Here is a 22,309-nt window from a genome sequence, read left to right on the forward strand (position 1 = left end):
TCTAACTCTTTGGTTCTGTATAATAAATATTCAACTTGAGGCGCTTGTCCTCATCTTGTGCATTTGGGCCGTAAAGAACGGTTGCTTCCGGAGTGATCAAAGCACTACCGGGTACCCTTTCTACCTCAGGATTTACTGCAGGGAGCACCTTGTATGTAGAAATTAAATTAATGTTTTGTGTTACTACCAAACCAAGTTTCACATTGGTCGAATCCCGGTTTAGAAGTTTATCGATATGGTTGGTGATCCTTATTTTATAACTAATGCCATTTCCGTTTTCATCACGGGTCAATGGCTGCAGATGACCATTATTTGATATTGAAGTTGTTTTATTGGCCTGCCCGGGAGAATCCAGGATGTAATCGGCCAAAATCGTATTATTATCAAGGTCGTACAAATATAGCCTCTCTGCTTCATCAACATCACCTACCTCATTGCGATTGACAAAAAACTCAAGATTGGCTTCATTTATAAGCCAGTTGTTCTCACGCAGAAACTCCAGCTCATCAGAAACTCCATCATTATCGGCATCGGGCCCGGCAAATAATTCAATTATTGCCATAGCGCCTTCACCTCCTTTTAAATAAAGATTTTCGTCATCAAATTGTGGGGCTTCCTGTTCGAAAGTATTGACCCGCACCCCGCCAAAATTAAGTTTATAAGATCTTCTCACCTCAACCATATCCTCAACATCACCATCCTCGTCAACATCTGTTACATCAACAATGCGTGTCTTATAATAAATGGTTATTCCCCCATCTCCCTGAAGCAAGTTAAGCAACATCATCGTGCCACCGCTGTTTACCTGATCGGCCTTTAAATAAACTCCTCTAAAGTAATTTTTGAAGCTGCTTTGATTAAGTAAAGCCGAACTTCCCGCCTGGTCCAGGATCTTATTCTGAAAAAAGTTATTATTAAGTTTTAACCTTAGGGCAGGTGCTTTTCTCACTGTATCTGTCACCCCTGCTTCATCTACAGGATATTCAACCGTTTCTTCCGCAGAAGGGATAAAGCTTTCATTTTCGTAAAGTGCTTCAGGATTAATATTACTCATGATCTTTGGCTCCAGATTTGAATAATATCTCTGGGACTGCTCAAAATCTTCTTCAGGATCGAGGTCATTTAAAAAGTACCCCGATTCATAAACTGAAAGACTAATAGGAGAACTTCCGTAAATAGAATCAAGAGCATACGTCACCTCCTCATCCACCATAGTTTCATGAGAAAAATAAGGAATTGCAAGGACCACACTGTCAACTACCGGCTCTGTTCCAAAGAATGGGTTGGGAGTGGAAAGCAGCACGTTTGACAACACACTGGCTTCCTGAGTTCCAAATACCTCATCCTCATAAACCCCCAGGAGGTTAAGTGGCAAGCCATTGGTTTGTACCGGAGGAAGATCATAAGAATGAGCAGAGAGTAACGCATCGTCATATAGATCGGCATTAAATCCAGGCTCTCCAATAACACTGCTGCCTAAAGTATCAAAATCATCTTCGCAAGCAATTAGCGAAATAACAACAGCTACAACTGTTGTTATTCTCAACATTGTATTCTTTAAATTCATCAAATTTCTTCTAATTATGATAGTACCTTGTTGGTATAGAATTCCTGATAAGCCTGGGCAAATTCTTCCCTGTTCTTATAATCGAGTACTGGCTTATCAAGCTTACTTAAATATTTTTTTAATTCATCAGGGATATTATCTCCTGCAATAACAACAGCATCAGAATTATCTACAGCTGTTTTCATGATATTAACGTAGTTTGGCTTCTTTAAATGTTTCACCTGTTCATTTTCCAAGCCGTCAAATAATACTTTCTTATGCATTTGATTATCTAACGTACCTTCGAAGTCCTGATTGTATACCGAAGTCACAATTTTCGCCTCATTAAATAAGGGCTCATTACCATAGTAGTTGCGAAGGTAAAGTGGCAGTAAGGAAGACAACCACCCGTTCACATGAATAATATCCGGTGACCAGTTGAGTTTTTTCACTGTCTCGATGACCCCTTTTGCAAAGAAAATGGCTCTTTCATCATTATCGGGAAAAAGATTCCCCTCTTCATCTGTAAGGGTAGCTTTTCTTTTAAAATAATCCTCATTATCTATAAAATACACCTGCATCCTTTCTTTTGGAATTGACGCTACCTTTATTATAAGTGGCATATCCAGGTCATTAATAACCAGGTTCATACCAGACAACCTTATAACTTCATGAAGCTGATGCCTCCTTTCATTTATGTTCCCAAAACGCGGCATAAAAATGCGGATTTGTCCACCCTGGTTATTAACCATTCTGGGGGCTTCAAAAGACATAGATGAAATTTCTGTTTCGGGTAAGTAGGGAATAACTTCAGATGATACGTACAATATCCTCTTATCTTTCATAGGATCACTTTAAATGCTGTTGTAAAATAAAAACAAGCAAAAATACAAAATTTTATGCAGATTGCCAGTATTATATTAAGTTTGCAGGCCCTTAATTTTAGAATAAGATGCAGATTTTAAAGGAGAAGGAAGCTCTAAAAAAGCAAATTAGAGCTCTCAAAAATGACCAGCAGAGCATAGGCTTTGTACCTACAATGGGTGCATTACACGAGGGCCACCTCTCTTTGATTAAACAAGCTCTTTCTACCTGCGATAAAGTAGTAGTGAGTATTTTCGTCAACCCCACGCAATTTGACAATCAGGACGATCTTCAAAAATATCCACGCACCCTGGATAAGGATGTAGAGCAAATTAAAAAAATAAGTGAAGAAGTTATTGTCTTTTCCCCTCCTGCGTCTGAGATGTATGGTGACACTGTTTCTTCGGAAGAGTTTTCTTTTGACGGGTTGGAACATCAAATGGAAGGGAGATTTCGAGAGGGGCATTTTAACGGGGTAGGCACCATTGTAAAAAGGCTTTTTGAAATGGTTGAGCCCGATAAAGCCTTTTTTGGTGAAAAGGATTACCAGCAGTTACAGATCATTAAAAAACTGGTGGAAAAGCAGAGCCTGAATGTTGAGGTGATTGGCTGCCCAATTTTTCGGGAGACCAATGGATTGGCAAGAAGCTCTCGCAATGAAAGGTTGAGCCCGAAGGAGCGACAAACAGCTGCTTTCATTTATGAAATCCTGCAACAGGTAAAGGACGAATTTGGCACAAAAAGTGCAAAGGAGATAAGCACCTGGGTGGCAGAAAGATTTAAATCACAACCCTCCCTGGTCCTTGAGTATTTCGAAATAGCCAATGCAGATGACCTGGTGAGTATTCAGGAAGAAGACAGGAGTAAAAAGTATCGTGCCTTTATTGCCGCGTATTCAGGCGATATCAGGTTAATAGATAATATAGCTTTAAATTAACAGTATGCAAATCCACGTTGTAAAATCAAAAATTCATCGCGTAAAAGTAACCGGAGCAGACCTCAACTACATCGGCAGTATTACTATTGATGAAGATCTTATGGATGCGGCCAATATTATTGAAGGTGAAAAAGTGCAGATCGTTAACAACAACAATGGTGAAAGACTTGAAACTTATGCCATCCCTGGGCCACGCAACAGCGGGGAAATCACCCTTAATGGCGCTGCAGCCCGCAAAGTGGCAAAAGGAGACATCTTGATCCTTATCACATATGCTATTATGGAACTGGAAGAAGCAAAAAATTTTAAGCCATCCCTCGTTTTCCCAAACGAAGAAACCAATCTCCTCAATTAAATCTTGAAGAAAAAGCTTTTAAAGTTTTCAAAAACTTTTCTCCCCCTGTTGTTGGGGATTTTTCTTATTTGGTACTCTCTTAGCAGTGCAACTCCCGCCGAACGTGAGGAACTGTGGAATAATATTCTTCTTGCCGACCTAAAATGGGTTTTCTTAAGCGTTTTTTGTGGAATACTATCTCATCTTTCACGAGCATATCGCTGGAAGTATTTACTGGAGCCGCTGGGATACCAACCCCGCCTGGCCAACAGTTTTATGGCCGTAATGGGAGGATATTTGGCAAACCTGGGGGTACCAAGATCCGGGGAAGTATTAAGAGGTGCAACAATTTCTACTTATGAAAACGTCCCCTTCGATAAGGCCTTTGGTACTATAGTTTCTGAAAGAATTGCCGACCTTGCAATGGTCCTACTTATAACAACTTTTGGATTTCTTATCCAAACTGAAGGCTTGGTCACTTATTTTCAGGATAATGACATCAATCCATTTATTTCCATTGGGATTTTCATTCTCCTGGTAATTTTAGGGGTTACCCTTCTCAACCTGGTAAGACGATCGGGTCACCCATTTATGATAAAAATAAAAGATTTCGCCCGGGGTTTATTAGAAGGTATGCGCAGCATCGTGAGGATGAAAAAGAAAAAAGAATTTATTCTCCACACTATCTTCATCTGGACTATGTATTTGTTGATGTTCTACCTTATAAAATTTGCAATTCCCGAAACGAACTCTCTATCGATAGCAGGGTTCATGGCTGCATTTATAGTGGGAACATTTGCCATTACCACCACAAATGGTGGCATAGGCGTCTACCCTATTGCAATGGGTGCTGTACTGTTGCTTTTTGGTATAAATCAACAGGCAGGAGAGGCATTTGGATGGATCATGTGGGGCTCTCAAACCTTGATGGTAGTGATCCTCGGGGGGCTTTCCTTCTTAATTCTCCCCATTTATAACCAAAAGAAATAATATTTATATTGCTTTAGGAAAAAAACCTATTGCATATGAAGAAATTATACTTATTTATCCTCTTTTTTTTAGCTGTACAGTTAAGTTTTTCTCAAATTATTTACAAGACGATTAACTCTTCGAAACTGGGAAATAATCGGGAACTGAAGATCCAATTACCCAGGGACTACGATCAAAATACAGGTAAAAAATATCCGGTGATCATTGTTCTCGACGGCGACTATCTCTTTGAGCCAATGGCAGGAAATGTTGATTATTACTCCTATTGGGATGAAATACCCGAATCTATAGTAGTAGGGGTGAACCAGGTGCGCACTAGGAATGATGATTGCCTTTATAACCCCAATACTTTTCTTCCGGAAAAAAAAGGAGCCCAGTTCTTCGAATTTCTTGGAATGGAGTTACTTCCTTTTATTGACAACACCTACCGCACATCCAAATTCGTTGCTATTGCAGGTCACGATTATACCTCGAATTTCATCAACTACTACCTTTTTAAACCCGATCCGCTTTTCCACGCCTATATCAACCTAAGTCCCGATCTGGCTCCCGAAATGAGCAACAGGCTTGTTGAAGCACTTTCAACCGCCGAAGCTCCCCGATGGTTCTACCTGGCTACCGGTTCAAATGATGTCCCCAACCTAAAAAAGAACATCAGGGCACTGGACCAACAACTTTCCCAGGTAGAAAATCCAGATTTTCATTATCGTTTTGATGATTTTGATGCCGCCACTCATTACACCCTTATTGGGAACGCACTGCCGAGAGCCCTGGAACATATTTTTTTGACCTACAAACCAATAAGTCTTAAGGAATATGATGAACTGGTCATAATGGATGACTCTGCCTTTGATTATCTAATAGAAAAATACGAGGTAATCAATAACAATTTTGGTGTTGAAAAGCTGGTTAGAATCAATGACTTTCTAGCAGTTGGAAAGGCACTGGAATACCGGGAAAGATGGGATGACCTAGAAAGACTGGGTAATCTTGCACAAAAACAGTACCCGCACATGGCCCTGGGGGATTATTATCTCGCCCGTTCCTATGAAGCTAACGGAAGACCAAAAAAAGCCATGAAAACATACCAGAGTGCCTACGGCAAAGAAGAGGTTGCCTTTGTTACAATTGATTTTATGCTCAAAAAAGCTGACTTAATTAAACAGGATTTCGGTTATTAGCAGCTCATTTGAAGTAACTCCCTAATGGCAAAACCGAAGACCCTGTATTACTGTCAAAATTGTGGTGCGCAGCACAGCAAATGGCAAGGCCAGTGCAATTCCTGCCGCGAATGGAATACACTTGTCGAAGAAGTGATCCAAAAAACCGAGAAAAAACCCTGGAACAGCGAGGCAGCTCCAGACCTTCGGAAAACATCAAAACCGCTTCTAATTTCAGAAATTGAAGTTTCTAAAGAGGAGCGGCTTAAGACTAACAATCTGGAACTCGACCGGGTTTTAGGGGGCGGAATAGTTCCGGGCTCCCTTACCCTTCTCGGCGGGGAACCGGGAATTGGAAAAAGCACACTTCTGCTTCAAATCTCCCTTAATTTGGCCTATAGGACACTTTATGTGTCAGGTGAGGAGAGCCAGCAACAAATTAAGATGCGGGCACAGAGAATTAATCCAAATTCCGATAAGTGCTTTATTCTGACCGAAACGAAGACTCAGAATATATTTCAGCAAATAGAAAAACTGGAACCTGAGATTGTCATTATTGATTCTATCCAAACCCTTCAAACCGACTATATTGAGAGCGGGCCGGGCAGCATTTCACAAATAAGGGAATGCACGGCCGAACTTATCAAGTTCGCAAAAGAAACCGCCACTCCCGTTATCCTCATAGGCCATATCACCAAGGAAGGAAGTATTGCGGGACCAAAAGTTCTGGAACATATGGTAGACACGGTGCTTCAGTTTGAAGGAGATCGAAACCATGTCTACAGGATCCTAAGAGCTCATAAGAACCGTTTTGGCTCCACAAATGAGCTGGGTATCTATGAAATGCAGGGCAACGGACTTCGGGAAGTGAGCAATCCTTCAGAAATTCTGATATCAAAAAATGTAGAAGATCTTAGTGGTACAGCCATCGCTGCAACGCTGGAAGGGATGCGGCCACTCATGATCGAGGTACAGGCCCTGGTAAGCTCTGCGGTTTACGGCACTCCACAGCGATCGGCTACCGGTTATAATGCCAAGCGGCTCAACATGCTGCTGGCCGTTCTTGAGAAGAGAGCAGGGTTTAGACTGGGCGCAAAAGATGTATTTTTAAATATTACCGGCGGAATTTCTGTAGATGATCCCGCACTTGATCTTGCCGTAGTGGCAGCCATACTCTCCTCCAACGAAGACATTGCAGTACCCAAAGACATTAGTTTTGCTGCCGAAATTGGACTGGCCGGCGAAATAAGACCGGTTACCCGGGTGGAACAGCGCATTCTGGAGGCAGAAAAATTAGGTTTTAGCAGCATAGTGGTTTCTGCTCAAAATAAGTTTCCGAAAAATAACTTTGGAATAAATATTCAGAAAGTATCAAAAATAGAAGACGTGGTAAGTTATTTATTTGGGTAAAGGAGCCATATCTTCACCTTTAAAATTTAGAAGAAATGTCCGCCAAAAATGTCATTTTAGAAAAGCTTTCTCCAAAAGACCTTCAGGAGCTTAAGGAACTAAGCAGGAAAACATTCACCGATGCCTTTGGTGCCGACAATAATCCAAATGATCTCGAAGCCTATCTAAATTCTGCTTTTGGCGAAGAGAATTTACGCCTGGAGTTGTTGAATCCGCTTTCAGAGTTTTACTTCGGAAAAATTGAAGGTGAGACTGTGGGTTATTTTAAGATCAATCTTGGAGATGCACAAACAGATTTCCGGGAAGAAGACGCGATGGAACTGGAGCGACTTTATGTAAAGAAGGCTTTTCAGAATCAAGAGATTGGGCAAAAGATGTTGGATGAGGTGATAGAAATGGCTGTACAGCGAAAAATGAGATACCTCTGGCTTGGAGTCTGGGAGAAAAATATCAGGGCGATCAACTTCTATTTAAGGAATAATTTTAAACACAGTGGCACACATCCTTATATGGTAGGCAATGATAAGCAAACCGATAAGATCATGAAGCTCTTCCTGTAAAAAACCTTCCAAAAAGGCCATTTTTGGACCTCATCCTACCGCTAATTGGCACAATTTCTGCTTTTTAGCTGGCGTGAAAAAGAAAAGACTCCTCTACTGCACTGGTTTTTTGTTGACTTTGATGCTAATGGCATCTTGTTCCGGAGTAAATAAAGCCAAGGATATTTTTATAAAACCCACGGCAAGGGAAAAGTACGAAAAAGAATTCGCTAAAGATCCCGCTGTTCTTTCAGAATGGAAAATAGCTTCTGAAAAAGCCCTTTTTGACAGTATAGCTGTATCCCTTCCTTATTCGGAAGCAGGAAATTTTTCAGCTTCAACTTCCGAAGTCTACACTTACAATATCTCCCTCAATCCCGGGGAACGGTTAAGAGTGGATGTTAATATGGATTCCTTAAACTCTCTTGTATTCTTAGATCTTTACCAACAGGAGATAGATTCAGTAATTAGTTATAAGCACCTTCGATCAGCCGATTTTGGAGAGACCAAAATTCAGCATGAGGCAGAACAGCCGGGAATCTATAAGCTCCTTGTTCAGCCGGAGATTGGTGCCTCTTCAGGCTTTCAGCTTAAACTTTCTAAAGAGCCTGTCTACACCTTTCCGGTAGCGGAAAAAGGCAACACTGCGGTCCAAAGCTTTTGGGGTGCTGCGCGAGATGGCGGCAGGAGAAGCCACGAAGGAATTGACATTTTTGCACCCCGGGGAACACCTGTCCTTGCGGCTACCGAAGGAAGAATTTCTTCAACAGGAAATAAAGGTCTAGGTGGAAAACAGGTTTGGCTGCGGGATAGCAAGCGGGGAAATTCACTGTACTACGCCCACCTTGATAGTATCATTGCCCGACCAGGAATGAGAGTAGCTCCCGGAGATACCCTTGGTTTAGTAGGAAATACAGGAAACGCAAAAACGACTCCGCCGCATCTCCATTTCGGCGTATATAAAGGCTTCCGCGGAGCGCAGGATCCATTACCTTACGTTTATGAATCCCCCGCCCCGGAAAACCTTACTCAAAAAATTAATGCAGAATACCTTTTAGCTACCGGCACTGCCAATCTTAGAAAAGGACCTTCTACCAAAGCAGAAGTTGCCTGGCAGGTAAAGAGCAATGACACCCTTAATTTCCTTGGAGAAACACAGGACTGGTATCACGCAAGACTAGAGGATGAAAATTTCTTCATCCATAAAAGTCTTGCAAATCCTCTTTAAATTATTCGAATTCCGATTCTTCTAAAAGCCTGCTAATCTCATCCAGTTTTGGAGTCAAGATAACTTCAATCCTTCGATTCTTAGCACGACCCTCGGCAGTTTCATTTGAAGCAACCGGGGCATGTTCACCTCTTCCGGCAGCTGTGAGGTTCTGCGGATCAATATTTGAATTCTCTCGCAGCAATTGAACTATTGAAGTAGCACGTTTGGTTGAAAGATCCCAGTTATCTGTCAACTGGCCGCTGCCATTATAAGGTACATTATCTGTATGCCCTTCTATAAGAACAGCAATATCGGGGTTTTGAGCAAGAACAGAGGCGAGCTGTTGCACTGCCCTTCTTCCTTCTGAACCCACAGCCCAGCTACCCGAGCTAAACAAAAGCTTGTTTTCCATGGAAACATAAACTTTTCCATCCCTCTGCTCAACGGTTAAACCTTTCCCTTCAAAATTCACAAGAGCCTTGGAAATGGCATTTTTGAGGGCATTCATTTTTGCGTCTTTTGCCGCAATCATACTCTCCAGCTCATCTACACGCTTAGAACGTGCCGCAAGATCTTTCTCTAGTTTTTCAAGACGGGTCTTTTCGGCAAGTAGTGCTTGTTCCTTTGCATCCAGCTCTGCCAAAAGCTGTCGGTTTCTCTTTGAATTTTCAGCAAGAGCAGAAGAACTGTTAGCTTCAAGGGCATCATACGAAGCCTTTAGCTTTTCATAACTGGTTTTCGTGGTGTTATACTCCTGCTGTAAACGGTCTCTTTCGGCTATGACCTGTTCATATTCTGCCTGCAAGGCTGCCAAATCGGCCTCATTTTGCCGGTTTCTTTCTTGCAGATCCTCAAATTCCCTGGACAATTCCCGGTTGTCTTCCTGCAACTGGGCATGTTGGCTCTCGAGGTCCTTGTAAACTTTAGAGGAAACGCAAGAGGTAAGAAAAAGTGAACTACTTACAAAAGCTAAAAAAAGATGTCTTTTCATAAAAAAGAGGGGTTTGGTTTGATCTAAGTTAATTCGAGAAGAACGGGACAGTGGTCACTATGTTGTGCCTCGGGTAAAATTACCGCACGCTCCAGTCGGTCCTTTAATGGCTCGCTTACCATGTTATAGTCAATTCTCCATCCTTTATTTTTTCCGCGGGCGCCGGCACGGTAGCTCCACCATGAGTAGTGACCGGGATCTGAATTAAAATGCCTGAAGGAATCTACGAATCCGCTTTTAATAAAATCTCCTATCCATTCTCTTTCTACAGGTAAAAATCCGGAGGTGTTCTTTAATCTCACGGGGTCGTGAATATCGATCTCTTCGTGACAAATATTATAATCTCCACATATCACCAAATGTGGAATCTCCTGTTTTAACTCATCAACATACTTCTGAAAATCGGCCATGTACTGGAGCTTATGGTCGAGACGGGCAATATTGGTGCCCGATGGCAAGTACAGACTCATCACTGACAGATCATCGAAATCCACTCTTACATTACGGCCTTCAAAATCCATGTAATCGATCCCTGTTCCAAAGACCACATTTTTTGGTTCTTCTTTGCTAAGGATAGCCACCCCGCTGTATCCTTTTTTTACAGCCGGGAACCAGGAATTGTATTTATACCCCAGATCTTCAAAGGGTTCATGGTCAAATTGTTCGGGAGTAGCCTTGATTTCCTGAAGGCAAACTACATCAGCATCAGTCTTTTCGAGCCAGTCTATAAATCCCTTTTTAATAGCAGCCCTTATTCCGTTAACGTTATATGAAATGATCTTCATCCTTCTGAATTTATTGCTGCCCAAAAATAGCATTTTTGGATGGCTCTTCAGAAGAATTGGAAAGGGAGTTTTCCGCAGTTAATGAACAATGATCCGTTTTACCTTCCCCTCCTCACGGGTACCAATACGCACCAGGTAAACACCCGAAGCTGCATAAGACATATCGAGCACGTAACCATAACCAATCGCTCCTTTTTTAATCATCGCCTCCACAAGTTTCTGCCCCAGCATATCATGTACAGTTAACCAGAGTGGGCGCTGGTAAGGAGTAGTGAAGTTGAGTTCGAAAATATCCTCTTCGGAAGAACTTATGATAAATTCTCCCTGCTGTAATTCAGATTCCTTTATTCCATCTACCAGCACCACGGTATAATCTTCTGTAGTACCAAATTCCATAACACTGCAGGGGTCATTGAGCTCTCCTTCATACCTTGAGCTCACATCTCCTGCCCTGGCCCGCAAAATATGTTCTCCTAAAGGCGCATTTTCGGGAAGAGTGAATTCAAATACTGTAACGGTTGAAGAAGAAGTTATATCACCCGATCTTACCAATTGCTCTTCGGGTTCAAAGACCGCATTATCATTGAAGTCTATCCACATGGAAAATTCATTGCTGCTACTCGATCTTACACCAACAGAGAAAATCTCCCTATTGACATCAAGTCTCGTTGAGATGCCAAGGAAATTATTATAACCGTCATCACAATATATATTTTCGTTGACAATATCTTCTAAATAGAAGCTGTTGATCCCATCTCCAAAAGCACAGGAGGAACCTACGGGAATACAATTAAGTTGGGCAACTGTCTCAATTACCCCATCATTGTTGGTGTCACTGTCGTCTTCAAGAAACGTAGATGCTTCAATGGTATATTTTCCATTTGCCGAAAAATCATATGTGCTATTAAATGTGTAAGTTATTTGAGCACCTATTTCCAGAACTTCAGTCACAGTTTCGGTAACAACATCACCTCCATTGACACTGTAACCTACATCAAAATTGGTTTGAGATTCCCCTCCAAAATTTTCTATGGTTACTACAATATTTTCTACCCCCAGGTTTGAGGCTGTCTCCGGGTGCACGATGCTGGTGACGCCTATATCTTTTGGTGGAAGATTAATGATCCTGGCAGACAAAGTATCATTTACCGAATTCATATCCCCTTCCAGTTCTGTACCCACTGTTATCTCGTACTCTTCACCAGGATTTGAGAGATCAACAGTTTCTGAAAATGTAAATTCCACCTGATCTGTTGAAGGAATAGTACCGCTAAAAGTTTCGGTGATAATTTCTCCCTCGTTCACCTGAAAATAAACAGGAAAATTACTTTGAGGCTGGCTTCCGAAATTCCTTATACTTACCCTAACGTTTTCACTGGCTGAAAGTGTAGAGGATACGGGTGAAATTATTTGAGTGACCCCCACATCTTTTGTAAACTGCGGAGCCAGCTTAAACACTCCCACTCGATTCAGGCGGGAACCGGGCCTAAAATATTCCCCGTTATACCAAAAAGTTTCATTGTCTACAGGATCTATGCTGGTATGGGCATAATCACCGTACCTGTTGCTTTCACTTGGCGATGTACTTTCAATTAAGGTTACTTCCTGCAGGGTCATGAGATTTGGAGGATCGTTAAAGAAACGACCTGTAAACTTAAGAGAAGGAAGAACGGGGGCTTCAGGATTATCATCAACTACAGTAAATCCCATCCCTATATTTCCATGCTTGTCAATATTGATGCTTCCACACCAGCGATCATTTAAATCGGGGGCATAAGTCCCTTCCTGATAAATAGACCAGGGCTGATTTTCTCCAGTTTGTCGCAGTTCATACCATCTTATTCCGGCATGTTGTGCCTGCGAAGGGTCCACATCAACCACAAAATTAAAAACCACCGAATTATGGCTGTCAAACCTCCTGTAAGAGGTTGGATACATTAAAGCTCCCTGGAGCGCATCGAGATCGGGACTTCCAAACGGCTGGGGCAAATTTGAAAATCCGCCGCCATCAAACGTACTTTTGAAAGGGGTGAGACCTTCGGTAGGTGTAATTTCCTGTGATTCCCTTATGGTGGAATTCTGGAGGTTGTTCCAGTCCACGTTAACGAGCCAAATCTTTAGATGATCAACATTCACTCCCATCCAGGAATCGTCCTGAAAATAAATCACCGGCATGTTCCCCGGTGGTGGTGGCACATTTCCGGTAGCATTAAGAGCTGCAGGGCTGTAAAAACCATTATTTCTCACCCTTGGAAGAGGAAAACCTATATGCTTTGCCGCCTCTCCCTGCAACATCTTATCTCTTTCCAGCACATAAACTACTTCAGTAATCTCGGGATCATCCAGGTCCTGGTTTGTCGTGACATAATATCCGTCGCTCCACACGAAATATTTTGGATAATCGGGGAAAGTTCCTGTGGCAAATCTATAGGTGTACCAGCCATCATTCACAGGGTCGGGACCACGTGAAATAGCTACCAACAATGCGTTCGTAGGATCATTCTTGTTAGGACAGCCCCTGGTAGGATCATATGGACATCCTGCAAACTGGGTGATAAGGAAACGATCGGCAAATTGATCATATAACACTATGGGATCCCCAAGTCTTTCTCCCGAAAATTCCCCTCCCAGGGAGGAAAGATCTGTAGGTGGCAGGAGCACATTTCCCTGTTTATCAAAAACCGAAAATCCAGAATTGTAGGCATTGACGTAATGATTGGGGCCGGCAGCCCCTGTAGGATCTGTCGGTGTATGAAAGAGATTGGCGGCATCAAAAGATAGAATTGCCTGTTTTAAGGGAATAGCTCCCTTCTCTTCCTGAAGTGCTGCATCTATACCTTTCGGAAATCCTTTACCCGGCACCACCCTATTTGCGGTCCGGTTCTTTGGATTTACCTCCTTCCTTTCACTAATTGCCGGAATCAATTCCTTCGCCGAAAGTGGAGCAGAAACAGAAGGTTCTGAAAGCCCTTGTGATATAGGCCCCAAGATTTCTTTGTCCTGGGCAGTAATCTGCAAACCAGCAAAAAAGAGGAGCAAAAGAAGGAAGTAATTTTTCACCATGGAAGAACCTTTAACTTCTAAATTTAATGATTTAGAATGAGTAGAAACAAAAAAAAGAACAATTCGGCAGGAATTGTTCTTTTTTAACTCATTTTAAGCAGATAAAAACTACTTTTTCAACCAGTGCTTAAAATTGGTTTCTTCTGCAATTACTTTTGAAATTTCAGAAACAGGTATTCTTTTTTGCTCCATGGTGTCACGGAATCTTACAGTCACAGTGCGATCTTCAAGAGAATCATGATCTACCGTGATACACAGCGGAGTACCGGCGGCATCCTGACGTCTATACCTGCGACCAATGGCATCCTTCTCATCATATTGTACATTGAAATCCCATTTGAGATCTTCAATGATCTCCTGCGCCAATTCGGGTAGACCGTCTTTTTTCACCAATGGCAGTACAGCTGCCTTATTAGGAGCTAAAATAGCCGGCAACTTGAGAACGGTTCTAGTGCTGCCGTCTTCAAGCTCCTCTTCCTTAAGTGAAGCTGAGAGTACAGCCAAGAACATCCTGTCCAGTCCTATTGAAGTCTCAATTACATAAGGCACATAATTCTCCTTAAGTTCGGGATCATAGAACCTCAATTTTCTTCCCGAGAATTCTTCGTGTGCCTTCAGGTCAAAATCGGTACGGGAATGAATACCTTCAAGCTCTTTAAATCCAAATGGAAAATTAAATTCTATATCTGTTGCGGCGTTCGCATAATGCGCAAGTTTCTCATGATCATGGAAGCGATAATTCTCCTCGCCCAAGCCCAGTGAGAAATGCCATTTTTGACGCACCTCTTTCCAGTGCTCATACCACTTAAGTTCTTCCCCGGGACGAACAAAATATTGCATCTCCATCTGCTCAAATTCGCGCATTCTAAAGATGAACTGTCTTGCGACTATTTCATTTCTAAAAGCTTTACCGGTTTGGGCAATCCCAAAGGGAATTTTCATTCTTCCGGTCTTTTGCACATTGGAAAAATTCACAAAAATTCCCTGTGCTGTCTCCGGTCTAAGATAGAGGTCAGATGCAGTTTCAGAGGAAGCTCCCAGCTTGGTACCGAACATAAGGTTGAACTGTCGCACCTCGGTCCAGTTTTTGGAACCTGTCTCAGGATCGGCGATCCCAAGCTCTTCAATAAGTGATTTTACATCCTTAAGATCTTCATTTGTAAGGGAGCGTCCCAGGCGTTCCAGAATCTCCTTTCTCTCAGACAAATATCGCTTCACCCGGTCATTGGTATTTACAAACTGCTCCTCATCAAAGGCTTCTCCAAAGCGCTTGCGCGCCTTTTCAATTTCTTTCTGAGCTTTCTGCAGGATCTTTTCGGCATGATCTTCCACCAAAACATCTGCCCTGTAACGCTTTTTTGAATCCTTATTATCGATCAAAGGATCATTAAAGGCATCGACGTGACCAGATGCCTTCCAGGTTGTGGGATGCATGAGAATAGCGGCATCAATGCCTACAATCTCCTGGTGCAGCTGCACCATGCTCTTCCACCAGTATTCCCTGATATTTTTCTTAAGCTCTGCTCCATTCTGCCCGTAGTCGTAAACTGCACTTAGGCCGTCATAGATTTCGGAAGAAGCAAAAATATACCCATACTCTTTAGCATGGGAAATAACGTTTTTAAATAAATCTTCTTGTTTTGCCATAGAGCAAAAATAAAAAAACCGCCCCGATTCAAGACAGGGCGGTAGGATTAATTGTTTTTTTTGTTTTATCTAAGACTAAACCCGGTTGCACCTATAAGGTTAGTTCCTTCATAGACCAGTACTTTATAAGATCCTTCGATAAGACGATCTGGATTTGTATTGGCTAAAAGGCACACATCAAGCTCCTCGTTTTCGTAGAAAACTTTAGTTGAAGCGCTGTAAACCATGACACCACCTTCGTGTTGAACGGCAATTTGATCTCCCACCAATTCATTGTTGGGGTTGTAAACCTGAACATAAAGTTCCTTATCTCCCGAAGAGGCAAGTGAATTGGGTGTAATGGTAAAGCAGGTTCTTATTTTATCCACTCTACGCGTACGGTCATTTTCTACAAGTCTGCCGCTGTTTCTTTCAATTACTCCTTCCCCTCTCAGGTTACTTACCTTAAGTTGGGCAGCACGATCAATTTGAGATGCCATAGATTGGTTTTGGACCTGAAGCGAATCTGATATTCTGGTCCTTTCAAGCAGCATATTGTTTGTGCTGTCAATTTCGGTTATAAGCCGCTGGTTTTGATTGCTCAAACTATCCACTACTCTAAAAAGTTGTTCTTTCTCTGCTTTAAGGTTACTTACTTCACGACGATAACGTGAGATAAGAACAAGGTTGGCTTCCATATCCTGCACAGAATCACGCAAAGCAACTATCCTGCCTCTCGCAGCACTTAACTCGGAATCCAGTCCTTCATTTTCTGCAATGGCCTCATCATACTTCACTATTAAATCGTTGAGCTCTCCTTCTATAACAGCTTTCTCCTGCTGAAGTAATTCCTGATTCTCCTTTTCGTCATTATAAAATTTAATGGTATAAATACCCAGTGCAATCAAAGCGACTGCCAAAACCCCGGTTAGGATTTTTAAGGCATTATTACTCTTCTGATCCGACATAACAAATGTTTTTTAACGGTTTAGTTTTGTAAATTTAAGAGTTTTAATCAGGCCAAGACCAATTTGTTAACAAATGTTTCACGATTTCCTTAACCTTCTCTACCCTAAGCTATGCTATTCATGTGAATCTACCTTGAAGACCAATGAATATATTCTTTGTACCTCCTGCCTTCATGAGTTACCGATAGCCGATCATCATCTTGAAAAAGATAATCCTGTAGAGAAGATTTTCTACGGAAGAATTCCCGTTGAAAATGCCACTTCCCTGCTGCTATTTGAAAAGAAAGGGATGGTTCAAAAACTCATTCACAACCTGAAATACCGCGGCCACAAGGAAATTGGTCCATTTTTGGGCACCTGGCTGGGAAGCGAATTAAAGGAAATCCCTGCATGGCAGAAAATCACAATAGTAATTCCTGTACCCTTACATCGAAAAAAGCTAAGAATAAGAGGTTTTAACCAGGTGGCCGGCTTTGGAGAGGAAATTGCAAAAGCACTTGAAGTTCCATACCGGGAAGACCTTTTGCTTAAAATTACTGCCACAAAAACTCAAACTATTAAAAAAAGGCTCGCCCGCTGGGGCACAATAGATGAAACTTTTGTCATAAATGATCCCGGTGCTCTGGAAAATGCCCACGTTCTGCTGGTAGATGATCTGGTTACTACAGGCGCCACTCTTGAGGCTTGTGCCCATAAACTGCTCCAAATTCCCAATCTTAAAATAAGTATAGCTACAATGGCCGTTACCCATTAGCTACTTCAGGATTAAAAGAATAAATTGTTTCTTTGTACCAAATAACTTTTTATGCAACGTGCCGGCGTCAATTTCCTGCTGATTCTATCTCTTATCCTGGCCTTTTCGGCCTGTGCAAAAAGAGGTACACCAGATGGTGGACCGCTGGATATGGAACCTCCCAGGTATGTAAAAGCGAGACCCGAGAATTTCACTACCAATTTTGATGCTAATGAAATAAGGATCTATTTCAATGAATATGTAAAACTTTCAGATCCACAGCGGCAAATAATCATCTCCCCTCCAATGGATCCCCGGCCCGAGATCACTCCGTTGGGAACCGCAAGTAAATCGATCCGCATCAGGATCAATGACACCCTGCAGCCGCGCACCACCTACACCATTAACTTCGGAAGAAGTATAACAGATAACAACGAGGCAAACCCGCTGAGTTTTTTCACCTACGCCTTTTCAACAGGGCCATACATAGATTCCCTTTCCATAAGAGGAAGTGTGAATGATGCAGTTCTAAGGGCTCCAGATCCTTTTATTTCTGTCATGCTTTATGAGATCGATTCCACTTACTCAGATTCTGCAATATACACCCGCGTGCCGCGCTACGTTACAAATACTCTCGACAGTGCCACCACTTTTCAGCTGAACAACCTAAAACAAGGCACCTATCAGCTTGTAGCTATGCGAGATGTGAATAACAATTATACCTTCGAACCAAAAACAGATAAAATTGCCTTTGCAGATGAGTATATCACTATTCCTACAGATAAGGAATTTGGTCTCACGCTCTTTAGCGAGGTACTGGAGGGAAGTTTTGAAAGACCACAGGTAAAGGGGCAACAGCATCTCATTTTTGGATATTCAGGGCTCATGTTGGCCGATAGTATTTCAATCACACCTTTAGATGTGCCGGCAGATTTTAAGGATAGGATCACCAAAGATCCTGCGACAGATACCTTACATTACTGGTATAAACCTTTTGAAGAGCGGGATACGCTTCAGTTTGTTGTTCAAACTCCCCGGGTGACAGATACTTTGATCGCCAGATTAAAAAAGGCAAAGCGGGATACTCTTCAGTTCACATTTGAGCCTCAGCCTTCATTAGGATTCCACCAGGATTTACAGGTGCGTCCAACGGTACCACTTGATGAGATAAACGATTCCTTAGTAAGCGTCACTATGAGTGACAGCATACCAGTAACTTTTACAGGGAATTATGACAGGTGGAATAACGTTTACAACCTATCCTTTGAAAAAAGTGAAAAAATGACCTATAAAGTCACCGCCTTACCGGGCGCTTTTACAGATTTCTTCGGAAGGCTCAATGACACTATTACCTCCCAGGTACGCACTCCTGCCCTCTCAGATCTTGGAAACCTTATCATCAACCTTACAGGAGTTGAGGAGTTTCCAGTAATCGTCCAGGTGACTACGGAAAAAGGGGAAGTTATAGCCGAAAAATATTCGACTGGGAGCAATGTGATTAATTTTGAAAAACTAAAACCCGGGAATTACCTTCTAAGGTTGATCTATGATCGCAATGAAAATCAAATTTGGGATACAGGAAGTTTTCTAAAAAGAACCCAGCCCGAACAAGTGGTGTATTTTCCGGTACCTGTAGATGTAAGAGCCAACTGGGACGATACCTATACCTTCGATGCCAGTCCCGAAGCTACTATACCTACTCCAGGTGTACCGTAAACCGGTCCCGGTCCTGCAGGAACTTCAGCTGGGAGCGGGTGTCCAATAGATGCTGCTTATTCAACGCCACCAACTCGGTGAATTCGGTTTCTTCCTTGCTGGAAGAGATCTGCTTTCCGAGGCAATCATAAACTGCCGAATGCCCTAAATAATCAAGTTCACTGCCATCACGGCCCACACGGTTCAAACCTATACAATAGCTCATATTTTCAATAGCACGTGCCTTTAAAAGCGTATCCCAGGCTGTTACACGCGCAGCAGGCCAGTTAGCTACATAAATTAGCAGGTCATAATCTTCGGTATTGCGGGCCCATACAGGAAAACGCAGGTCGTAGCACACCAGAGGACAAATTTTCCATCCTTTGTAATTCACAATAAGCCTTTCCCGTCCCGCAGCATATGTCTCATCTTCCTTAGCTAAGGTGAAGGTATGGCGCTTATCGTATTTTTCTGAAGACCCATCGGGGAAAACAAAGTATAAACGGTTGTAAAAATGTCCTTTTTCAGAAGTAATGAGGCTTCCGGTTACGGCTGAATCTTTTTCTAAAGCCATTTTTTGCATCCATTTAAAGGTTGGTCCTTTATCGGGTTCCGCAAGATTTTCAGCATTCATTGAAAAGCCGGTAGAGAACATTTCGGGCAGGATAATGAGATCTGTTTCCTGCGGAAGTTCTCTAATTTTCCTTTCAAAAAGTGCTCTGTTCTGTTCGATATTCTCCCATTCAAGGTTCGCCTGAAGGATTGCTGTATTTAAAATTTGTGCCATACGTAAAGTTATTAAAAATCCTTTTTATCCTGCTAAATGCTTGTTAAATGGTTGCATTGACCGGAGAAGTTGAATAGTTTTATTTAAGAAAAAAATAAGCTATGAGTTTACAATCATTTTTTGAAAAAGATTCTTTTCCCTCTAATACCTCCCGCGGAATTATATCAGGATTTATTGGCGGTCTTGCCGGAAGCGCTGTGAAATCTATGGTGGAGAGATTCCTGGAAGTGAGAAAGATCGATAATAGATCTGCACAGATCAAGGTCATGGACCAGTTTTCAACAAAACTTACCGGCTCTCCTATTAAACTGCAGAACGAAGCAATCGTAGAACAGCTGGTGAACATTCCACTTGGAGCCACTGTAGGTGCCATTTATGGCTACGGAAAAAGAGATAAAGACGAAGTGAATATCGTGGACGGAGGTATTCTTGGTGCCACCACCTGGGCATCAACCCATGAAACCAGTTTACCGCTGATGGGCCTTGACAAGAGCCCGACCAAAGTCCCTGTAAAAACCCAGGTGCACGAATTGGTAGCACACGTGATCTTTGGTATTACCACCGAAGTGGTGCGAGGCTATGTAAATGATAAGCTGAGAAGAAAGGAAGAAGAGTCTGAAGAAGCCGAATTTACTTCACTTTCTTAAGGATCTCTGCCGCTTCTTTTAATGTATCGTCTGTCTTTGCAAAGCAGAACCTCAATTGCCGGTAATCAACCTTATCCTTATTAAATACTGAAACCGGGATACTTGCAATGCCAAATTCTTTAATGAGCCTGCGTGAAAATTCAATGTCGGGCTCATTGCTTATTCCGGAATAATCGAGCAACTGAAAGTAAGTTCCCCTGGAAGGCACTGCCTTGAAACCGGTGTCTTTAATGAGGTCAAGTAATTTATCCCTCTTCTCCTGGTAAAATCCGCCCAATTCCAGGTAATGGTCCGGGGTTTTTAAATATTCTGCAAAGGCTCGCTGAGTAGGATGATGTACACAGAAAACATTTACCTCCATCACCTTCCAAATCTCGGCCATAAGTTCTTCGGGAGCTACGCAGTAGCCCATCTTCCAACCGGTATTGTGAAAAGTCTTTCCAAAAGAAGCACACACAATTGCCCTTTTTGAAAGGTTAGGAAAAGCTGAAGCGCTATAATGTTTAGCTTCATCGAAAATTATGTGCTCATATACCTCATCGCTCAACAAAATTATATCTGTCCCATCGAGCAGCTGCTCCAATTGCAACATTTCTTGCTTACTAAAAACATTTCCGCTGGGATTGTGAGGCGTGTTTATGATCAACATTCTGGTCTTCGAGCTAATCTTCTCTTTAATGGCTTCAAAATTCAGCTTGTATTCCTGTCCTTCCAGTTGCACAAGCACCGGAATTCCTCCGTTCAGCTCAATTGCAGGTTCATAAGAGTCGTAAGCAGGTTTCAGCACAATCACCTCATCCCCCGGATTAACAAAGGCGGTAATGGCCAGAAATAATGCCTGGGTGGCACCATTTGTTACCGTTACCTCTGTATTTTTATCATACTTTTTCCCATGCAAGGATTCAATTTTGTCCGTGATTTGTTCCCTTAGCGGGGATATGCCTGCAAGAGGCGCATACTGGTTGTAACCATCGAGCATCGCCTGGTACACCAACTCTTTTAGACGCTTATCTGTATCAAAATTGGGATAGCCCTGGGATAGATTCACAGCTTTATGTTCATAAGCCATTTTTGACATGACTGTAAATATGCTGGTCTCGTGCTTCGGAAGTTTAGAGGAAATATGATTGACTGCTGCCATTGATTTTTTTAATAAGTTCCAAAAAAAATCCCGAACTGCAAAGTCCGGGATCTTCAGAAATAATAAGTCTCAAAAATGTTATTTTACGCTGGCTCTTAAGTACTCCCTGTTCATGCGGGCGATGTTCTCCAGAGAGATTCCCTTAGGACATTCAATCTCGCAGGCACCAGTATTTGTACAGTTACCAAAACCTTCTTTGTCCATTTGCTCCACCATCGCAAGTACACGACGATCGGCTTCCACTTCTCCCTGTGGCAAAAGTGCCATCTGGCTTACCTTAGCCGATGTAAACAGCATGGCACTGGCATTCTTACAAGCTGCCACACATGCTCCACATCCAATACAGGTTGCCGCATAGAAGGCTGCATCTGCATTGTCCTTAGCCACCGGAATCGAGTTCGCATCCTGTGTATTTCCCGAAGTATTTACAGAAATATAACCTCCCGCCTGCTGAATCCTCTCAAATGAAGAGCGGTCTACCACAAGATCCTTGATCACAGGAAATGCCTTGGCACGGAAAGGTTCAATAGTAATGGTATCACCATCCTTGAACATTCTCATGTGCAGCTGGCAAGTTGTAATACCCCTATCGGGCCCGTGAGGCTCCCCGTTGATCTGTAAGCTACAGGTTCCGCAGATCCCTTCACGGCAGTCATGGTCAAAAACCACAGGCTCTTCTCCTTTATCTATCAATTCTTGATTCAATACATCAAGCATCTCAAGAAAAGACATATCGGGTTCAACTCCACCTAGTGGATAGGTTTGAATTCCCCCTTTTGAAGCGGCATCTTTTTGACGCCATATTTTTAGTGTAAGATTCATTTTTTATAGTATTGAGTATTGAGTACTGAGTATTGAGTACGAGACAAAATCTCACTTCTCA

At 42.3% G+C, this 22,309-nt stretch carries 20 protein-coding genes; 10 read left to right on the forward strand and 10 right to left on the reverse strand.

The window, feature by feature from the left end; genetic code table 11:
- Position 1 precedes the first annotated feature (1 nt).
- Positions 2–1,567 carry a DUF4270 domain-containing protein gene (locus LA313_RS05280; protein ID WP_228913633.1) on the reverse strand — a complete coding sequence of 522 codons (1,566 nt, stop codon included), beginning with the start codon at positions 1,565–1,567 and terminating at the stop codon, positions 2–4.
- 14 nt (positions 1,568–1,581) lie between these two features.
- Positions 1,582–2,391 carry a glycogen/starch synthase gene (locus tag LA313_RS05285; RefSeq protein ID WP_228913634.1) on the reverse strand — a complete coding sequence of 270 codons (810 nt, stop codon included), beginning with the start codon at positions 2,389–2,391 and terminating at the stop codon, positions 1,582–1,584.
- Positions 2,392–2,498: 107 nt separating this feature from the next.
- On the opposite strand from LA313_RS05285, the gene panC reads away from it, so the two are divergent.
- The 7 genes from panC (at position 2,499) to LA313_RS05320 (ending at position 9,008) form a co-directional block, all read left to right on the forward strand.
- On the forward strand, positions 2,499–3,347 hold the full coding sequence (gene panC, locus LA313_RS05290) for a pantoate--beta-alanine ligase (protein ID WP_228913635.1): 849 nt from the start codon (positions 2,499–2,501) through the stop codon (positions 3,345–3,347).
- A gap of 4 nt (positions 3,348–3,351) precedes the next feature.
- Complete coding sequence (gene panD, locus LA313_RS05295; RefSeq protein ID WP_228913636.1) at positions 3,352–3,702, forward strand: aspartate 1-decarboxylase; 351 nt, start codon at positions 3,352–3,354, stop codon at positions 3,700–3,702.
- A 3-nt stretch (positions 3,703–3,705) separates the two neighbouring features.
- Positions 3,706–4,671 (forward strand): lysylphosphatidylglycerol synthase transmembrane domain-containing protein, encoded by a 966-nt coding sequence (locus tag LA313_RS05300; protein WP_228913637.1) that lies wholly within the window; start codon positions 3,706–3,708, stop codon positions 4,669–4,671.
- A gap of 35 nt (positions 4,672–4,706) precedes the next feature.
- Positions 4,707–5,852 carry an alpha/beta hydrolase gene (locus LA313_RS05305; protein WP_228913638.1) on the forward strand — a complete coding sequence of 382 codons (1,146 nt, stop codon included), beginning with the start codon at positions 4,707–4,709 and terminating at the stop codon, positions 5,850–5,852.
- 24 nt (positions 5,853–5,876) lie between these two features.
- Entirely contained in the window at positions 5,877–7,241 is a 1,365-nt protein-coding gene (gene radA / locus LA313_RS05310) for a DNA repair protein RadA (RefSeq protein ID WP_228913639.1), read from the forward strand.
- A gap of 35 nt (positions 7,242–7,276) precedes the next feature.
- On the forward strand, positions 7,277–7,801 hold the full coding sequence (locus tag LA313_RS05315) for a GNAT family N-acetyltransferase (protein ID WP_228913640.1): 525 nt from the start codon (positions 7,277–7,279) through the stop codon (positions 7,799–7,801).
- Between the two features lie 127 nt (positions 7,802–7,928).
- Positions 7,929–9,008 carry a peptidoglycan DD-metalloendopeptidase family protein gene (locus LA313_RS05320; protein ID WP_228913641.1) on the forward strand — a complete coding sequence of 360 codons (1,080 nt, stop codon included), beginning with the start codon at positions 7,929–7,931 and terminating at the stop codon, positions 9,006–9,008.
- 1 nt (position 9,009) lies between these two features.
- On the opposite strand, the gene LA313_RS05325 is transcribed toward LA313_RS05320, so the two are convergent.
- From LA313_RS05325 to LA313_RS05345, 5 genes are all read right to left on the reverse strand, one after another.
- The gene (locus tag LA313_RS05325) at positions 9,010–9,981 is read right to left on the reverse strand and encodes an OmpA family protein (protein ID WP_228913642.1); all 972 of its coding nucleotides are present in this window, start codon (positions 9,979–9,981) and stop codon (positions 9,010–9,012) included.
- 23 nt (positions 9,982–10,004) lie between these two features.
- Entirely contained in the window at positions 10,005–10,766 is a 762-nt protein-coding gene (locus LA313_RS05330; protein ID WP_228913643.1) for an exodeoxyribonuclease III, read from the reverse strand.
- 78 nt (positions 10,767–10,844) lie between these two features.
- A complete protein-coding gene (locus LA313_RS05335; protein WP_228913644.1) occupies positions 10,845–13,829 on the reverse strand; it encodes a GEVED domain-containing protein in 2,985 nt (994 codons plus the stop codon).
- A gap of 108 nt (positions 13,830–13,937) precedes the next feature.
- Positions 13,938–15,476, reverse strand: a complete 1,539-nt coding sequence (locus tag LA313_RS05340) for a glycine--tRNA ligase (protein WP_228913645.1) — start codon at positions 15,474–15,476, stop codon at positions 13,938–13,940.
- A 65-nt stretch (positions 15,477–15,541) separates the two neighbouring features.
- Positions 15,542–16,423, reverse strand: coding sequence for a hypothetical protein (locus LA313_RS05345; RefSeq protein ID WP_228913646.1), 882 nt, complete (start codon positions 16,421–16,423; stop codon positions 15,542–15,544).
- A 73-nt stretch (positions 16,424–16,496) separates the two neighbouring features.
- Between LA313_RS05345 and LA313_RS05350 the strand changes: the two genes are divergently transcribed.
- Complete coding sequence (locus LA313_RS05350; RefSeq protein WP_228913647.1) at positions 16,497–17,177, forward strand: ComF family protein; 681 nt, start codon at positions 16,497–16,499, stop codon at positions 17,175–17,177.
- Between the two features lie 51 nt (positions 17,178–17,228).
- Entirely contained in the window at positions 17,229–18,872 is a 1,644-nt protein-coding gene (locus LA313_RS05355) for an Ig-like domain-containing protein (RefSeq protein WP_228913648.1), read from the forward strand.
- Here LA313_RS05355 and LA313_RS05360 read toward each other — a convergent pair.
- Positions 18,853–19,638 (reverse strand): nitrilase family protein, encoded by a 786-nt coding sequence (locus tag LA313_RS05360; protein ID WP_228913649.1) that lies wholly within the window; start codon positions 19,636–19,638, stop codon positions 18,853–18,855. The genes LA313_RS05355 and LA313_RS05360 overlap by 20 nt on opposite strands.
- A gap of 101 nt (positions 19,639–19,739) precedes the next feature.
- Here LA313_RS05360 and LA313_RS05365 point away from each other — a divergent pair, with 101 nt between their 5' ends.
- On the forward strand, positions 19,740–20,285 hold the full coding sequence (locus LA313_RS05365; RefSeq protein WP_228913650.1) for a DUF1440 domain-containing protein: 546 nt from the start codon (positions 19,740–19,742) through the stop codon (positions 20,283–20,285).
- Here the strand turns inward: LA313_RS05365 and LA313_RS05370 are convergent.
- Together LA313_RS05370 and LA313_RS05375 are read right to left on the reverse strand one after the other, a co-directional pair.
- Positions 20,269–21,426 carry a methionine aminotransferase gene (locus LA313_RS05370; protein ID WP_228913651.1) on the reverse strand — a complete coding sequence of 386 codons (1,158 nt, stop codon included), beginning with the start codon at positions 21,424–21,426 and terminating at the stop codon, positions 20,269–20,271. The two genes, LA313_RS05365 and LA313_RS05370, sit on opposite strands and share 17 nt — an antisense overlap.
- Positions 21,427–21,504: 78 nt before the next feature.
- On the reverse strand, positions 21,505–22,248 hold the full coding sequence (locus LA313_RS05375; RefSeq protein WP_228913652.1) for a succinate dehydrogenase/fumarate reductase iron-sulfur subunit: 744 nt from the start codon (positions 22,246–22,248) through the stop codon (positions 21,505–21,507).
- Positions 22,249–22,309: the final 61 nt, after the last annotated feature.

Origin of the sequence: Salinimicrobium sediminilitoris (assembly GCF_020866905.1) — a bacterium.
Classification (GTDB): Bacteria; Bacteroidota; Bacteroidia; order Flavobacteriales; family Flavobacteriaceae; genus Salinimicrobium; species Salinimicrobium sediminilitoris.

Bases quoted from the DNA above. Each gene is read 5' to 3' on its own strand.
- LA313_RS05285 (WP_228913634.1), bottom strand. From the start codon at position 2,391: ATGAAAGATAAGAGGATATTGTACGTATCATCTGAAGTTATTCCCTAC.
- panC (WP_228913635.1), top strand. From the start codon at position 2,499: ATGCAGATTTTAAAGGAGAAGGAAGCTCTAAAAAAGCAAATTAGAGCT.
- LA313_RS05315 (WP_228913640.1), top strand. From the start codon at position 7,277: ATGTCCGCCAAAAATGTCATTTTAGAAAAGCTTTCTCCAAAAGACCTT.
- LA313_RS05335 (WP_228913644.1), bottom strand. From the start codon at position 13,829: ATGGTGAAAAATTACTTCCTTCTTTTGCTCCTCTTTTTTGCTGGTTTG.
- LA313_RS05360 (WP_228913649.1), bottom strand. From the start codon at position 19,638: ATGGCACAAATTTTAAATACAGCAATCCTTCAGGCGAACCTTGAATGG.
- LA313_RS05320 (WP_228913641.1), top strand. From the start codon at position 7,929: ATGGCATCTTGTTCCGGAGTAAATAAAGCCAAGGATATTTTTATAAAA.
- LA313_RS05340 (WP_228913645.1), bottom strand. From the start codon at position 15,476: ATGGCAAAACAAGAAGATTTATTTAAAAACGTTATTTCCCATGCTAAA.
- LA313_RS05350 (WP_228913647.1), top strand. From the start codon at position 16,497: ATGTTTCACGATTTCCTTAACCTTCTCTACCCTAAGCTATGCTATTCA.
- LA313_RS05280 (WP_228913633.1), bottom strand. From the start codon at position 1,567: ATGAATTTAAAGAATACAATGTTGAGAATAACAACAGTTGTAGCTGTT.
- LA313_RS05345 (WP_228913646.1), bottom strand. From the start codon at position 16,423: ATGTCGGATCAGAAGAGTAATAATGCCTTAAAAATCCTAACCGGGGTT.
- LA313_RS05365 (WP_228913650.1), top strand. From the start codon at position 19,740: ATGAGTTTACAATCATTTTTTGAAAAAGATTCTTTTCCCTCTAATACC.
- LA313_RS05325 (WP_228913642.1), bottom strand. From the start codon at position 9,981: ATGAAAAGACATCTTTTTTTAGCTTTTGTAAGTAGTTCACTTTTTCTT.
- LA313_RS05330 (WP_228913643.1), bottom strand. From the start codon at position 10,766: ATGAAGATCATTTCATATAACGTTAACGGAATAAGGGCTGCTATTAAA.
- LA313_RS05305 (WP_228913638.1), top strand. From the start codon at position 4,707: ATGAAGAAATTATACTTATTTATCCTCTTTTTTTTAGCTGTACAGTTA.
- LA313_RS05370 (WP_228913651.1), bottom strand. From the start codon at position 21,426: ATGGCAGCAGTCAATCATATTTCCTCTAAACTTCCGAAGCACGAGACC.
- LA313_RS05375 (WP_228913652.1), bottom strand. From the start codon at position 22,248: ATGAATCTTACACTAAAAATATGGCGTCAAAAAGATGCCGCTTCAAAA.
- LA313_RS05355 (WP_228913648.1), top strand. From the start codon at position 17,229: ATGCAACGTGCCGGCGTCAATTTCCTGCTGATTCTATCTCTTATCCTG.
- radA (WP_228913639.1), top strand. From the start codon at position 5,877: ATGGCAAAACCGAAGACCCTGTATTACTGTCAAAATTGTGGTGCGCAG.
- panD (WP_228913636.1), top strand. From the start codon at position 3,352: ATGCAAATCCACGTTGTAAAATCAAAAATTCATCGCGTAAAAGTAACC.